We start from the raw sequence: 16,129 nt of genomic DNA, 5'->3' as shown, positions 1-16,129 counted from the left end.
CACCGTGGCGCGCTGCGGCGTGCCGCGCAGCAGCGCGGCCGGCAGGCGCAGGGTGGTGCCGGGCGCGATGCGCAGCGGGTCGGCCACCCGGTTCAGCGTGGCCAGTTCGCGCCATTGCGCCGGGTGCTGGAGATAGCGTTCGGCCAGGGTATAGAGGTTGTCGCCGGGCACGACGCGATAGCGGACGACATCGCCGCCCGCCGCGCGCAAGGTGCCTGACAGCAGTGTGGCCGCCAGCGCGACGGCCAGCCAGTGGCGCGGCATCATGGTGCCTGCTCCGGCACCAGCGCTTCCAGACGGTAGCCCTGGCCGTAGGTGGCACTGAGCCGGAAACCACGTTCGGGCCGTAGCCGCAGCTTGTTGCGCAGCGACGAGACATGGGTGTCGAGCGTGCGGCTCGGCAGGTCGGTGGGCGTGCCCCACACCGCTTCGATCAGATAACCGCGCGACAGCAACCGGCCGGTATTGGCGAACAGGCAATGCGCGAGGTCGAATTCCTTTTGCGTCAGCGCCAGCCACTCGTCCTGGTAGCGCACGCTGCGCGCGTCCAGGTCCAGCACGTAGCCGCCGCAGTGCAGGACGCGCTTGCCCTGTTCCGGGTAGATGCGGCGCAACGTGGCCTGCAGGCGGGCTTTCAGTTCGGCCAGCCGGATCGGCTTGGACATGAAATCGTCGGCGCCATGGTTCAGTGCCGCCACCACATCCCGTTCCTGGTTGCGGCAGGTCAGCAGGATCACCGGCACGGTGTCTTCGTTTTGACGAAGCCATTGCAGCAGTTCCAGCCCGCTCATATCCGGCAATTCCCAATCGAGCAGCAGCAAATCGAAGCTTTCGCGGCGCAATTGGCGTTTCAATTCCTCGCCACGCGAAAAGCGCACGCAATCGAACTTCAGGCTGGTGACCAGGCTGGCGATGAGATCGAGATGAACGGGATCGTCATCAAGTACGGCAATACGCACGGATGCAATTCCTTGTGGGTGATGGATCGCGACGACATCTGGCCCCCGGGTTACGGGGCTGGCGACCTGGCGAGGTGGGGTCCGGCCCGCCGACACGCCGCCAGCCTGGGTTGGGCTGGCGCGACGGCCGCCAGTATAAGCGAGTCGCCCTCACCTTCGGAGACCCATTACTTTTGGGTGGCCATCCCTCGATAGGCGCCCAGACGGAAATTGAATTAGCGCACCGCGCCATTCAATGGCGCTGACACTTCTTTACAAACACCCGAAACGGCAATTCAAGAAAATCAGGGTTCGATGATATTTGCCGGGAATGTGGCGAATTGAAAAAAGCCCGCTAATCGCGGGCTTTGATTTCGTGCCTTCGATCATCGCCGGGGGGGCCGAACCCGCCCGGTTGCGGTGCGACAAGCCGCTCAGATCGCCGACCCACGGGCAAAGCGGCTCCCCACGCCTTCACCGCGCGGCCCTGGCGCCAGGGTGCGGAGGCATCCGGCGCTGAACGTGGCCGCTCATTTTTTCCGACGCGCGCGGCGGCCCCACAGCGCCAGCAGGCCAACGCCGAACAGTGCATAACTGGTCGGCTCGGGCACTGGCGAAAGCACCAGGCTGCGCGGGTCATACAAGGTAAAGGTCAAGGTGGGAGGCGCTACGTTTGCATAGCCCCATCCATTCGGTGGCGCCCACCCCTGTTCTTCATAGGAATACGTCAGGCCAAACTGGTGAGACGCTGGCGCCGCCGACCCGATCAGTTCGGTGAAGTCATAGGGGGCGATGCCGCCGAACGCGATGTGCTCGTAGGGATCGGGAGACCACTCCGATTCCAGGTGTCCCCAATCCTCCAGCAGCCTGCTGCCGTTGCGGTCGTGCGTGATCAAGCCATGCAGTTCGGCGGGGACATAGTGATAGGTGCTGAGGCTGTACCCCGTGGCCGTGGCATGGATGCCGCTGATGGCATACCCGTTGACGTTGTACGCCAACATCTCGAAAAAGCCGGCGTCGCCCTGGGGAAGGATCTCGGTCCAGTTCTCCGACGGATGAAGCGTGATCGTGGTTTCCAGGAACGAGTAGTGATCCCGGACCACATTGGCCTGCGAAACATCGATGCCCAGATTGCCATCCAGCTCGATCCGCAGCATTCCCTGCAAGTCGAGCACGGTGGCGTGGGCCAGGAACGGGGTGCACCCGAGGGTGATTGCGCACAGGAAGCGTTTCATGTGAAGTCCTTTCGAGAATGAAGAATCAATCTGTCGGCTCCCTGTTGTGGTTGTCGGTTTGCCTTCCCATCACGCTAATTTCCCGCCCTGATCCGGCCAGTGCCGAGTGATCGGCGGCGACGGCAGGCCGCCGGCTGGTACGGCAAACCACACCACATCGTTCGACCGGCTTGCCGGCAAGCCGGTCGAACACTCAATACACCGCCAGCACGTTGATGAACCAGCCCCGGCTGCGGTACGACAGATCGGTCAGGTCATCCGAGAAGTCGGTGAAGTTGTAACCCACCCCCGCCTTCACGTTGTTGCCCAGGTGCCGGTACACCGCCACCAGCGCGCCTTGCCGCACATCGTCCGCTTCGCGCGCCGCCAGCCGGCGCCATTCCAGCAGGGCATCCCACTGGTGCACGAAGTGCCAGTCGGCCCGCGCCACCATCAGGTTGGCGCTGCTGCTGAACCATTCGCCATCCACCCGCGTTTCTTTGAGTTCGCCCAGGCGCATGGCGTATTTGCCGCCGACCGTGAGCCACGGCCACAGGTCGTACAGGGTGTCCACGCTGACGACGTGGCTGCGCTGGGCGTAGTCGGCGATGCCGCCGTGGTCGGTCACCTGGCCCGGTGAGGGCAGGCTGTACAGGAACTGGTAGCGCAGCAGGGTGTTCCAGCGGTCGTTGTCCACCGGGCGGTAGGCGGCCGCCAGTTCGGTTTCGACGTAGTTGCCGTCGAAGTACGCGCCCTGGCTGGCCTGGCTGTAGGAGGCATTGACTTTGCCCATCACCCGCCAGGCGGCGGTGAGCTGGTTGCCGTAGCTGTTCTGGGTCAGCCAGGTTTCGCGCTTGCCCGCCTGGTCGCCGCGCTCGGTGCGGTATTCGAGGGTGCTGGCGAATTTTTCGCGGTCTTTTTTGTAGGCGACGGTGCCGCTGATGGCGTGGCGTTCGAGGTCGCCCGCGAGTTCGTCGCTGACGGTGCCCACTTCGAGCTGGCCGCCGATGGTCCAGCGGTCGTTGGGCGCGAGGTCGATGCCGAAGGCCTGGGTGACGCTGTCCTGGCCGCTGTTGCGGGAGGCGCGGTTTTCGGCATAGACGTTGATCTGTTCGGAGGCCTGGTAGCGGCCGCCGGTGACCAGGCTGTTGCTGCGGCCGCGATAGCCGAGGTCGGGGCGTTCGGTGTCCTGGACGAACTGGAGGTAGGCGTTGCTGCGGTCGGCGATGCGGTAGTCCAGGCCCAGTTTGCCGCCGGCGCCGCCGTTGCCTTCGGAGACTTCGCCGTCGGCGCGCAGGCGTTCGGTGAGCTGGTAGCTGCCGCCGACGCCAATGCGGTTGTTGGCTTCGCGGCCGTCGTCGCGTTCCAGCGTGCCCTGGCCGTAGCCGTAGACGCTCCAGTCGGCGGGTACCGTTTCGCCATCGGGGCCTTCGTCCGTGGGGGTGTAGTCGGCGCGGACGATGGCGTCGGTGCGCTGGCCCGGCGCGGATAGCGTGGCGCTGGCGTTGGCGGTGGTGACGTCGCGCCGGTCATGCCTGGCGCCGGCCGAGACGCGCCATTCGGCGTTGAGCTGCTGGTGGACGTCCACTTCGGCGGCGCGGTAGTCCTGGGTGTCGGCGTTGCGCTGGTCGGCCTTGACCTCGACGGTGGTGGCGCTGCCCAGCGGTACGCTGGCGCTGAGGCCCTGTTCGGTGACGGCTTGGCCGTCCAGGGTGTCCAGCCCGGGGCCGGAGTAGCCTTGGTCGCGATGCTGGTAGTAGGCGCTGAGGCGGCCTTCGCCGCCGTCGATCACGTCGGCGAGGTCGAGCGCACCCTCCAGGCGTTGGGCCTGGGCTTTGCGGCCATCGCCGCGCAGGGTGCCGAAGCTGAAGCCGCCGTCGATGGAGGTCAGGGTGCCGCTGCCGCTGCCGTTGGATTCGGCCAGTTCGCCCTGGAGGTAGGTGCCGTCGCTGTGGCGCAACAACAGGTCGGCGCCTTTGAGGCGTTGTTCTGCGCCGGGGTCGCCCTGGCGGTAGCCGGTGACGCCGAGGCGGATGTGTTCGCCCAGCCATTGGCTGGCGCGCAGGCCGTAGGTGTCGCCGTCCAGTGCATCCAGGCCGGGGGTGTATTCGTAGTTGACGATCAGCCAGGCGGGGTTGCCGGCCTGGGAGCCGGCGCGCACCAGGCTGCCGGCGTCGGTGTGCGAGGCCAGCGGGCGCGCCAGGGTGAGGCGCCCTTGCAGGTAGTTGACGTCGTAGTCCTGTCCGGCAATCAGTTGTTTGCGATCCAGCACCATGCCGCTATCGCGGTCGCGGACTTCCAGCCACACCCGTTCGGAGCCATTGGTGATGTCGAAGTGGCGCAGGTAGTACAGTGAGCCGCCGGTGCCCTGGAACGCTTCGCGGGAGTTCATGGTGCCCGGTTGCGCGGCGAAGGCGTTGACGGCGCTGGTGCGTCCGCCGGTGGGCGACTGGTCGTCGCCGTACCATTGCAGGTTGGCGCCGTACAGGCCCCGGCTGTATTGGGTCAGTTCGGTGCCGGTCCAGGCGGTGCGGAAATCGCCCCACATGACGCTGGAGTCGCCCTGTTCGACCTTGACGTAGAACTTGCCCTGGGTGGGGGCGTCGTCCACGAGGGTGCTGTCGTCGCCATAGGTGGGGTAGTAGCGGTCCGGGTCGAGCCGGCGCAGTAGGTAGCGCGGGTCTTTGCTGGCGAAGTTGCTGAACATGTCTTCCAGCGGTTGTTCGCCGGTGTCGAGCGAGGCGGTGATGAGGTAGTCGTCGTGGAGGCGGCCTTTGAGGTAGAAGGCGCCCCGGCCGTCGACGTAGGTGGCGCCGTCGTCGTTGCGGCGGTTGTCTTCGACGGCCAGCAGCGATGGGCCGCTGACGCGCTGTTGGCCGACGGTGAGGTCGCCCATCGCCACCAGGAACCAGTCACGGTCGGGGATGGTGAGGTTGCGGCGGTAGTGGATGCCGGTGCCGTCGGGGTCGCGGACGGTGAGGTCCACCGTCTGCGCGCCAACCGGGACGATCTGGCGGACGGCGAAGCGGCCGTTGCGATCCACCGGAACCGGCGCGCCCAGGACGGTGACGGTCTGGCCGGGGCTGAGGCGGGTGCCGCTGACGCTGATCGTGCCGCCGTTCACCGGGATGCCGGCGAGCTGGCGGGCGTTTTCGCCCCAGCCGGTCAGCGCTTCGCGCGCGGGGTCGTCGGCGTCGGCGGCCGGGGCCATCGGCAGGCCGGCCAGCAGCAGCGGTTTGGCCACCGTTTCGTCGTAGCGGCCACGCGTGTCGTACACCCGCAGGACGTACAGCAGTTCGGCCGGGGCGTCGGCCGGTGGGGTCCATTCGATGTCGCCACCGACCGGGATCGGCAGGGTCCACAGCGGTTGGCCCTGGGTGCCGCGCTGGCGCGGGTAGACGCGGATTTCGGCGCGGTCCAGGTAGCGCACGTAGTTGCTGTAGCTGTGGAAGCGCACCATTTCGCCAGCAGGTATCCGCTGGCGGTCGGTCCAGCCGTTGAGCGACGGAGTGGCGGCCAGGTCATCGTATTTGACCTGGAGGTCGGCGCTGGCCAATGCGACGTCGGTGCAACGGCGGGCGTCGGCTTCGTTCACCGGCTCGCCGGCCTGCTGCGGCATGCCGTCGATGGTGACGCGGAACGGGGCAGCGCTGTCGCCCACCGCCGGGCACGCGTCGGCTGCGGCCGCCGGGGCCGGCTGGCTGGGAACGACAGGCTGGACGTCGTACCACACGCGGATTTCGACGCGGCGGTTCCGGGCCATGCCTTCGGGCGTGGCGTTGCTGGCCACTGGCTCGCGTTCGGCACGGCCTTCGACGCTGAAGCGCTCGACCGGCAGGTCGAGCTGCCGTTGCAGGTAATCCGCCACCATCAGTGCACGGGCTTCGGACAGGCCCTGGTTGTCGCGGTAGCGCGCCCGGGCTCGTGGCGACAGGCGCTGGCTGTCGGTGTGGCCGATCACCAGGAAGCGCAGGTTGTGCTGCGCACGCACGTCGGCGATCAGGGCATCGAGTTGTGCCCGGTCGTCATCCAGCAATTCGGCCATGCCGGAATCGAAACGCGAGCGCGAGGTGTCGCTGCGCGTTTCTTCGCGCACTTCGCGCTCCAGCACCGGGGCGCTGGCCGGCGCGGGTTGCGCCAGCATCCGCCGTACCGTGCTGGCGGCCATGCCGGGTACGGGCTCGTCGCGTTCGCTGTTGGGCGGGTTGTCGCCGTTACGGCCGACGACGGACGCATCCTGCAAGGTGTTGCCACGGATGCAGGGACGTTCGTCCACGCCGCAGGCGGGTGTGGGGTTGATCTCCAGCGCCCAGGCGGGCGCGGTGCTGAACAGCAGGCCGATCAGCGTGGCAATACGGGTGGGTTGGCTCATGGCGCGGGCGATGCTCATTGCACCACCTCCAGTTGTTCTTCCTCGATCCGCAGCGGGTAGGCGTCCCCCAGCGCGTGCCAGCGGGCCACGATGTCGCGGCGCAGCGCGTCCAGCCGCTGGCGGACCAGTTCGGGCGAGGCGCCGCCGTGGCGATAGGCCAGACGCAGGATCGATGGATGCGGTTGAAGTTGCGACACCAGCGCCTGCCACTGGCCCTGCCAGGCCGGGGCCAGCGCGATGTCGCCAGCGGCGAAGGCGTCGTCGGTCAGTTCCACCCGCACCACGCGGTGGATGGTGGCGCCGAAGTTCAGCTTGACCAGCTTGCCGCGCGTGAGCCGCACGTCGCGCGGGTTCTCGGTGGTGAGCCGGTAGCCCGACGGCAGAGTGCGTTCGTCCAGCTTCATCACAAAGTTGCTGCCGATATCGCGGTTCGGGATGTCCGGGCACGGCACGTGGAAGCGGCCTTGCGCGTCGGTGGTCACCAGCAGGCCGCGCGGCGTGGCCACGCGCACGGCGGGGATGCCGGGCTCGCCGTCGTCCTGGTAGCCGTTGGCGTTGCGGTCGTCGAACACTTTGCCGATCACGTCGGGGCAATCGAACAGCGGATCGGGCACCACGCGCACGGTGGCGCTGCCGACGTTGGAGATCTGCGTGCCCACCAGGGGGTTGATCGCCCAGGCCTGGTTGACATACTGGCCTTCGTTCACGCCGGTGCCGACCACCAGCAGCAGCTTGACGGTACGTGTCTGCCCGGCGTCGAAGTCCAGGCCGGACCACGTCAACGCGCGGCCGGCCGCCGTGGGCTCATGCCGTACGCCATCCACGCTGGCGCTGTTGGCGCGGTACTTGAAACCAGGCGGCAACTGGTCGCGCAGGTCCACGTCGGTCAGGCGTGCCGCCAGCGTGTTCTGCGCCACGATGGTGTACGGCACCAGGTCGCCGATCTGCACATTGGTCAGCGGGGTGCTCTTGCGCACCAGCAGTGCGCCGCTGAGGATCGGGTCCACCGGGATATGGTTGTTCACCAGGTTGGCCGATTGCCCTGGCGTGAGCACGAAGGAGAGGAAGTACTGCGTGCCGCCACGGCCGCTTGCCAGCCCTGGCGACGTGGCCGGGCAGGCATTGGCGGCATGCAGCGGCGCGGCGCTCTGCGGCGGCGCCATGCTGTCCTGCACCAGCGCCGGGTTGGGCGTGGACAGCACTGTCAGCGTGCTGGCGCAGGCGGGGATCATGGTGGAGGCGCCCGGCGCGTAGCCGGCGGGCGAGGTGACCGCCAGTGTGTAGATGCCGGCTGGCGCGCCCGGCCGCAGCAGGAACTGATAGATGCCGCTGGCGTCGGTGCTCTGGTGCTGCGCGGTGATGCCGCCGACCAGATGCGTGGCCGGATCGAAGCCGGTCGGGCCGTCCAGGCGTACGGTGGCGCCGGCCACCGGCACGCGGCGCACGCTGTCGTACACCACGCCGGAGGGGTCGAGCGGCAGGCTTTGCAGCGTGACGTTGGCGCCTGCGCCCAGGTAGAGGCCGACGATGCCGTCCTGCTGTTCGCGCTGCTCGCGCGGCGCGGAGAACTGCGTGAATGCACTCTGCCCCGGCGGCGGCGGCGAAACCGGCGCACCGTAGACATAGCCTTTGGGGCTGGTGAAGCGCAGGCGATAGTGGTCCTGCACGTGGACGCTGGGCAGTACATCGCCGAACAGGTAGTTGCCCTGCGCGTCGGTCTGCGTCACGGCGACCACGCTGTCGCCGCGCAGCAGCTCCACCATCCAGCCGGGCTGGCCGCTGCCGGTGCGCGCGCCGTCCTGGTCGCGGCTATGGTCGTAGTCGATCCATACCTTGCCGGCCAGGGTGGCTGTGGCCGCGACGGTGTCGCCGAAGTCGTAGCCGGTGCCGTGAGCGCCGGCCGCCAGCGCAATGCCCACCGTGCTGTTGACGCTGGCCGAGCCGCCCGCCGAGCCGGCGCTGGCCTTGCCATCGCCGTAGTTCACCGGCTGGGTTTCGCTGAGCGTGTAGCCGCCCGCGCCGGCCTTGGGCAGGTTGACGAAGACATAACGGCCGTCGGCATCCGTGATGGCGGTGATGTTGACGGTGCTGCCGTCCGCGCCGGTGCCGGACAGTGTGACCACCACGCCGGGCAGCGGCGCTTCGCCGTTGTCGCGCACGCCGTTGTCGTTGCGATCCAGGTAGACCGTGCCGGACAGCGAGCCGCCCACTTCGCCGAAGTCGTAGCCGCTGGCGTATTGCGATGCGCCGAGCGGGATCGCGCTGACGACGTCGCCATTCACCGTGCCGCCGATGTTGCCGGCACGGGTCTTGCCGTTGCCCCAGGCAGCGGGCTGGGTTTCGCGCAGGGTGTAGCCGGCCGCGTCGGCGCCCGGCACGTTGAGGAAGGCATACTGGCCGGCGGCATCGGTGATGGCGGTGCGCCGCACCGGCTCGCCAAGCACGTCGGTGCCTTCCAGCACGATGGTCACGTCGGCGATGGGCGGCTCGCCCGCATCGCGCTGGCCGTTGTCGTTGAGATCGACATACACCTGGCCGGACAGACCGGTGCCCACTTCGCCGAACAGGTAGCCACTGGCCGCGGTGTTGGCCGCCAGCACTACGTTGCCGATCACGTTGGGCACGCTGGTGTCGCCCCCCGCGTCGCCAGCGATGGCACCGCCGTCGTTGAAGCCGGCAGGCTGGGTTTCGATCACCGCGTAGGTGCCGGGCGGGATTGCGGCGCACACGCCGGTGGCCCCAGCGGCGGGAAAGACGTAGTTGCCGGCGCTGTCGGTAACGGTGGCGCACTGTACGGGAGTACCGCTGTTGCTGGTGCCCGACAGCGTGATGGTCACGCCGGGAATGCCCCCCTCGCCGGGATCGCGCTGGCCGTTGGCGTTGCCATCGACGTACACCGCGCCGGACAGGCCGGTGGCCTGGGTTTCGCCGAACAGGTAGTCGGCGGCGTCGGTTTCGGCCGCCAGCACGATGCCGGTGATGGTGTCGCCAGCCACGGTGCCGCCCGCGCTGCCGGCTGCGTTGCGCACGCTGTGGTAACCCACCGGCTGGGTCTGCGTCACGGTGTAGCCAGAAGCACCGGCCGGTGGCAGATCGGTGAAGCGGTAGTTGCCGTCCACGTCGGTGGTGGCGCTGCGCGTCACCGGGTTGCCCCAGGCATCGGCACCGCTCAGTTGCAGCGTCACGCCAGCAATGCCGGGATCAGTGCCGGTGTCGGGCACGCCATTGCCAGCACGGTCGAAGTACACCAGCCCGGCCAGCGAGGAACGCATCAGGGTGACGGTGCCGGTGGCGGTGTTGTCGAGCGCGGTCGGGTCCACTTCGCTGGTGGTCACCCGTGCGGTGTTGGTGACGGTGCCGCCGGACGGCCAGATGGTATGGCGCACCCGCGCCGTCGCGGTGGCATCGTCGCCGTTGGCGACAGTACCCAGGTCGCAACTGAACTGGGTGCCGGTCACGGTGCAACTGCCTTGCGACGGCGTCACCGGGTTGGCGCCGGTGAACTCCATGCCGGCCGGCAGGGTGTCGGTCAGCGTGGTGGCCAGGCTGTCGCCCGGGCCCTTGTTGTGCACCGTCATGGTCCAGGTAAACGGCTCGAACAGGCTGACGCGCGCGGCGGATGCCACCTTGGTCAGCGCCAGGTCGGCGCGAATGCGCACGGTGGTGGTTTCGTCGGCGCTGTCGTTGCCGGCGTTGCTATCGGTTTCGTTACGGCCGACGGTGCTTTGCAGGCGATATACATCGCCGCCGACACCGGGTGGGGTTTCGATGCGGAACGCCAGAAAGCGTACGTGGCCTTCGCCGCTGCTCAAGCCGTCGGGCGCATTGCAGGTGATGGTGGCGGCGACACCGTTGTAGCTGCCACCGACGTTGTCGCACTGCGCCGGCGCCGGGGAGCACTGGCGCGCACCGGCGGCGGTGTCGTGGTCGCACAGGAAGGTGTAGCGCTTGCCGGCCGGCGGGGTGAATACATTGGTCAGCGTGATGCCGCTGGCGTAGGACGGGCCGTTGTTGGTGGCGGTGACGCGATAGACGATCACGTTCTCGCCGAGATCGACCGGGTTGTAGCCGAGCGGGTCCGGCCCGGCACCGACCGCGGTCGCGTCGGTGACGTTCACCAGCATGTCCACCTGGGCCGGATCGATCAGCAGCGTGGCGCTCTTGCTGTCGTTGGCGGGCTGCGCGTCGTGGGTGGTGGTGCTGGCGACAGCCTGATTGCCAAGCTGACGCTGCGCGCTGCCGGCCATCCAGTTGGGGCGCACCACCACGGTGACGGTGCGGGTGGCGCCGGACGCCACGCTGCCCGACCAGGTGCAGTTCAGCGCGGGGTTGCCGACATAGCTGCCGCCGGCGGTGAGGCCGCTGCAACTGCCGCCGTTGGAGGCGACGGCGGAAACGAAGGTGAAGCCGCTATCGCCACCGGGCACGCTGAAGGTGTCGCTGGCGGCCACGCCGGCTGCGGCAGACGGGCCGTTGTTGCGTACCGTGATGACGTAGGTGGCCTCGACGCCCGCCTTCACCGTGGCCGGGTTGACGGTCTTGGACACCACTTCGATATCCGCCACCGGTTCGATATCGGAGGAAACCGTGGCGCGGTTGTTCAGGCGGTTGGGGTCGCCGATATCGGTGGAGTTCACCGTGGCGACGTTCTCGATGGCGCCATCCTTCAGCGGGCGCGTCAGCGTGATGTCGACATAGCCGCTGGCATCCTTGGCCAACGCGCCGTTGTTGCAGGACACCAGCGCGCCGGCAATGCCGCAGGTCATGCCGGGAATGGTGTTGGCGCTCACGACCACGCCGGTACCGCTGCCGTGGTAGGCCGACAGCGTGTCGCGCAACGCAATGCCGGTACTGTCGTCGGGGCCTTCGTTGGTGACGGTCAGGCGATAGGTCAGGGTGTTGTCGGTCGCGACCAGCGGGTTGTCGGCGGGGTCCGGAATCGTTTTTGCCAGCACCAGATCGGCGATCTGCGCGGTGCCGGTCACGCTGACCGCGCCGCTGTCGTTCACCAGGTTCAGGTCGCACTGGCTGGCGTCGGTGGCGCACAGGCCGGACGGCAGCACCGTGGCGTTGTTGGTCAGGCTGCCCGCCGCATTGGCGCGGGTAACGACGGTCAGCGCCGGGGCCGATCCGCCGTTTGCGATGTTCTGGCTGTAGGTACACGTCACCGTCTGCGGCGCCACGGCCACCGTGAGCACACACGACCAGTTGCTACCACTGCCACTGACGTAGGTTTCGCTGGCACCCAGCACATCGGTGACGACAATGGGCGCCATGCGTGCCGCCGGGCCGGCATTGCTGACCACGATGGTGGAGATCATGTTGCTGCCGACCGCCACCGGGTTGGGGGTCTTGGTCTTGGTCAGGCCCAGGTCGGACTGCTGCTGGGCGATGGCGGCGCTGACCGAGCCGCTGTTGTTGGCCGGCACCGGGTCGGTGGTGGCACTACCGATGGTGGCGGTATTGGTGTAGCTGCCGCTGGCCGGCGCGGTGGCAACGATCGCAATATCGTTGGTCGCGCCCACGGCGTAGCTGGCGCGGGTGCAGGTGACCACCTGGCTGGCGATGCCGCAGGTCCACCCTGTCCCGCTGGCCGACTGGATGGCATAGCCAACAGGCACGCTGTCGGTCACCGTCACGGTGCTGGCGGCAATGGGGCCGTTGTTGCGCGGCCGCAGGGTGAAGGTCACCGCTTCGCCGCCGATCTGCGGGCTGGTGGCGCTCTTGGTGATCGCCAGATCGGTGCCGCTGCTGATGGCGGTATCGAAGGTGTCGGTGTTGTTGTCGGGCAGGCCATCGGGTGTGGTGGCATCCACGGTCATCGAGGCGGTGACGGTGCCGCTGGTGGAGCCGGTGACGGTACCGTTGAGGGTGATCTGCGGCAGTGCGCCCGGCGCGGCGGTGCCGCCGCGGGTGCAGGTGATCAACTGGCCGGCGGCGCTGCAACTCCAGCCGCCACCACTGGCGCTGGCGTAGCTGACCCCGGCCGGCAGGGTGTAGCGCACCCTCACGCCGCTGGCGGCATCCGGACCGTTGTTGACCACGTTCACCGTGTATTGCACCGGGCCACCGCCGACCGCGGTGGCGCTGCCGCCGCCGGAGATCGCGAGGTCGGTGCCGCTGGTGACGGTGGTGACCTGAAGCGCGCTGTTGTTGCCAGGGTTGGCGTCCGGCGAGGCGCTGGTGATGGTGGTGGTGCTGTTCAGCACGCTGCCGCCGCTGGCGGTGACGCGCAGGCGGATCGAGTAGCTGATCGAGCTGCCACCACCACCGCCGGTATCGACCAGCGCGCCGAACAGGCACTTCACCTGGGCGCCCTGCTGCGCGCAGCGCGCGTCGGATACGGACAGGAACGACGTGCCGGTCGGGACGTCGGTGGTCACCACCACATCGCTGGCCAGCATGTCACCACCGTTTTCCACGGTGATCGTGTAGGTCAGTTCGGCGGTCGCGCTGACCGGATCGGGCGCATCGCTGAATGAGGTGACCTGGACGTTGGACAGGGCCCAGCCCTGCCCCGACAGCAGCAGCCCCGCCAGCAACAGGCCCGCCCGCGCCAGAATCCCGCGGCAAGCCGCGCCCTTCGCCCTGGGCCGGAACAGCCCGAATGCCGTGATCGGTTTCATTGGATTTACTCGAAATACGGAGGTATGCACAAATGCATTTGCACGAATATTGCGTTGCACAAAGCAAGCAAAACTTGACGCCGGGCAAACGATTTTCTTACTAGCCATTTAACCGCGACGAACGGTCTTGCCCCGATAGAGCCCTTTCTGACCGGTGTCCGGGCTCATGCCATTGGAGTGCGAGCGGATTCTTGTCCAGCGGCGTGGCGCCGGGGGAAGTGCGGACAAAATTTGACAATGCGGCGCAGCGCCATCCGGCCGGCCCACCACTGCGCGGGCCAGCCACGGAGCAAAAATGACTCTGGCAGAGACATGCCGGATACCGTGCGTCGGGATCACCAGGGGCGTCATGCCTACCAGGCAGCGGGCCGTCCGCCGGGTGAGAAATGAGTTCGTTTCAATACACGTGAAATCATGTGGTTTTCATGTGGCACCGCATGAGGGGGATGCCGCCGGCAGGCACATAGCGAACACCGGTGGCCGACACCATCCGGTACGGCGCGGGGCAGGTCACGCGAAATGCCAGTTACACAAGGCGTGGCGGGCTTTCCACACTCGGCCGCTCATGCCCAAAGCGTTGAATCCGTTGTTTGGAACGCGGGTTCCGGTGGCGGCACGATCCAGTCGATCGCCGAGCCATGCCGAGCCACTGAAAACCATTTGCTTTCTACCGTTGGCGTAAGTGTTTATTCCACATCAACCCAATTGGGCAAATGAAGAAAAAACGCATTGGCAACGCTCGACAACGGCAATGCGCGCCAATTGACCCTAAATTGGGAACGTGATTATCTTGGCACCAATGGATAAGGATGCTTTGGCCCTGACAGAGGGCTGATTTCAAGGAGGGCATCATGCATTGCAAACCGATGACGCCCCAACAGATGACGAGTCAGGCTGTATCCGCAAGCGGCCTGGATGCGTTGTCCCGGCCTCGCCTATTCGCTCTCCGGGCCGGATCGCCATTGCGCATTCCCTGGCGCCGGGCCGGATAGCCGCGTCGCCTTTGAGGCCGGCCGTGGTTTAACGGCACCATCTCATTTTGCATACCCTACGCATTGGCTGCGACAGCCCATGCCACGCACCTTTTTAATTCAATTCCCGCACTTTTCATTCAAACAGCGAATTACGAATATATTCGCAAGATCAACCATTGCAAGCCATTGCTTGAATTTATTTCAGGGGAAATACAGGATGAAAATCGGAACACGAGTGCGCTTGCTGAGCGCGGTGGGCCTGATCGTGGTGTTGCTGGCGCTGCTCCTGACCTGGAGCTTTATCGAAAAAGCCAGGGTGCCGGTGCAGAACATGAGCGACAACGTCATTCCCACCTTGAATCTGCTGGGAGACATGAACAAGGATTACGCCGAAGCGCGCCGGGACATCCTGCTGCATGTGCTGTCCCGCGATCCGCAGGCAATGACGAACTACGAGCAGAATCTGAACAAGCTGCGCGATACCATCATCCAGCGCATCGCCGAATACAACAAGACGCTTTCCGATGAAACGGACCGGAAGAATTCCGATCACCTCCGCCTGGAGCTGGACAGTTACTTTGCCAGGATTCCCGCCATCCTCCAGCTCTCCAACGAGCTGCGGCAGGACGAGGCCGTCCAAGCCGTGAATACACTGACGCCGCAGGCGAACAAGGTGTTCGAGGCGCTGGATACGATGGGCAGCCACTACGATACGCTGACCGAGCAATCCAAGGCCGACGTCACCAGCGGTTTCGCCACGTTGATGTACTCGCTGATCGGCGTCTGTATCGCCGCCGCGCTGATCCTGATCATCACCGGCGAACTGGTGACGCGCTCCGTGGTGGGCCCGCTGTTCCGGCTGCGCAACTTTGTCGGCAACGTGGCCAGCAACTATGAATTCACCGGGCGGATGTCCGATATCGGCCACGACGAAGTGGCCGAGACCAGCCGTGCCTTCGACAAGCTGCTCGATACCTTGCAGGGCAGTCTGCGCGAGCTGTCGAGCATTGGCGAGAAGGTGGGCGCCCATGCCGGCGAGGTGGCAACGGCCTCCAACGAGCTGTCCACCGCTTCGCAAAAAGTGAGTGAATCGACCACCAGCATGGCGGCCGGGGTGGAACAGGTGACCGTCAGCGTCAACCACGTGGCCGATCGCGCCGAAAGCACCGATGAGATCGCCCGCTCGGCGGGGCAATCCGCTGCCGAGGGCGGTACCGTGATCGGCGAAACCATCGAGCGCATCAACCACATTGCCGGCCGGGTGCAGGATTCGTCGTCCTATATCAGTTCGCTGGTGGACCGTACCGCCAACATCAGCAGCGTGGTCAACACCATCAAGGAAATCGCCGACCAGACCAACCTGCTGGCATTGAACGCCGCCATCGAGGCCGCGCGTGCCGGCGAGATGGGCCGTGGGTTTGCCGTGGTGGCCGATGAAGTACGCAAGCTGGCCGAGCGCACCGCATCGTCCACCGCCGAGATCACTGATACCGTCAGCGCCATCCAGCACGAAGCCAACCAGACCGTCGATGCCATGCAACGCGCGGTGCAGGAGGTGGAGGAAGGCGTCGCGCACGCCGGACAGGCCGGCGAGGCGATCCAGCAGATTCGCCAGAGCACGCAGTCGGTGGTCAGCGAGGTGGGGCAGATTTCGTCCGCGATGCGCGAGCAAAGCACCGCCAGCACGGCGATGGCGCAGGAAATCGAGAAGGTGGCCCAGATGTCCGAGGAAACCAGTGCCGCCGCGCTGCGCACCTCCGAGGCCAGCAACGATCTCCATGCGCTGGCGCGTGACATGCAGCAGGTGATCGAGCGCTACAAGGTCTGATCGGTGGGGCGATCGCGCGCCCGACGCGCGATCGTCTCCTCCTGTCACAGCATCCGCCGCCCGGCTACGCCCGGTTCAGGCTCCCTTTCGCCGGACCACGTCGTGACTCCCCCTTCTGCGACGTTTGCGCCACGCTGGCGCTCCGGTTTTTTCCACCCTGCTCCGGCGCTTCAGCCG

Annotated in this window: 6 protein-coding genes; 1 reads left to right on the top strand and 5 read right to left on the bottom strand. The window is 66.7% G+C overall.

Translation table 11 applies throughout. The features are described 5' to 3' along the window. The 5 genes from FAZ21_RS07795 to FAZ21_RS07775 all read right to left on the bottom strand — a co-directional run. The coding region (locus tag FAZ21_RS07795) for a LysM peptidoglycan-binding domain-containing protein (protein ID WP_136772702.1) at nt 1–267 on the bottom strand (267 nt) is incomplete at its 3' end. Then, on the bottom strand, nt 264–959 hold the full coding sequence (locus FAZ21_RS07790; protein ID WP_136772701.1) for a response regulator transcription factor: 696 nt from the start codon (nt 957–959) through the stop codon (nt 264–266). The genes FAZ21_RS07795 and FAZ21_RS07790, both read right to left, overlap by 4 nt. A 509-nt stretch (nt 960–1,468) precedes the next feature. Then, nucleotides 1,469–2,173 (bottom strand): PEP-CTERM sorting domain-containing protein, encoded by a 705-nt coding sequence (locus tag FAZ21_RS07785; RefSeq protein WP_136772700.1) that lies wholly within the window; start codon nt 2,171–2,173, stop codon nt 1,469–1,471. A gap of 193 nt (nt 2,174–2,366) precedes the next feature. After that, nucleotides 2,367–6,542: an OmpA family protein gene (locus tag FAZ21_RS21050; protein WP_136772699.1), complete on the bottom strand. Its 4,176-nt coding sequence runs from the start codon at nt 6,540–6,542 to the stop codon at nt 2,367–2,369. Then, nucleotides 6,539–13,150 carry an SdrD B-like domain-containing protein gene (locus tag FAZ21_RS07775; RefSeq protein WP_169307302.1) on the bottom strand — a complete coding sequence of 2,204 codons (6,612 nt, stop codon included), beginning with the start codon at nt 13,148–13,150 and terminating at the stop codon, nt 6,539–6,541. The genes FAZ21_RS21050 and FAZ21_RS07775 overlap by 4 nt, the downstream gene beginning before the upstream one ends. Before the next feature lie 1,191 nt (nt 13,151–14,341). Here FAZ21_RS07775 and FAZ21_RS07770 point away from each other — a divergent pair. Continuing rightward, entirely contained in the window at nt 14,342–15,952 is a 1,611-nt protein-coding gene (locus FAZ21_RS07770; RefSeq protein WP_136772697.1) for a methyl-accepting chemotaxis protein, read from the top strand. The last annotated feature ends 177 nt before the right edge of the window (nt 15,953–16,129 follow it).

The sequence above is a fragment of the Chitiniphilus eburneus genome, from assembly GCF_005048205.1.
Taxonomy (GTDB): domain Bacteria; phylum Pseudomonadota; class Gammaproteobacteria; order Burkholderiales; family Chitinibacteraceae; genus Chitiniphilus; species Chitiniphilus eburneus.
The sequence above is the reverse complement of the archived record's forward strand: the minus strand, read 5'-3'. Positions and strand labels throughout refer to the sequence as shown.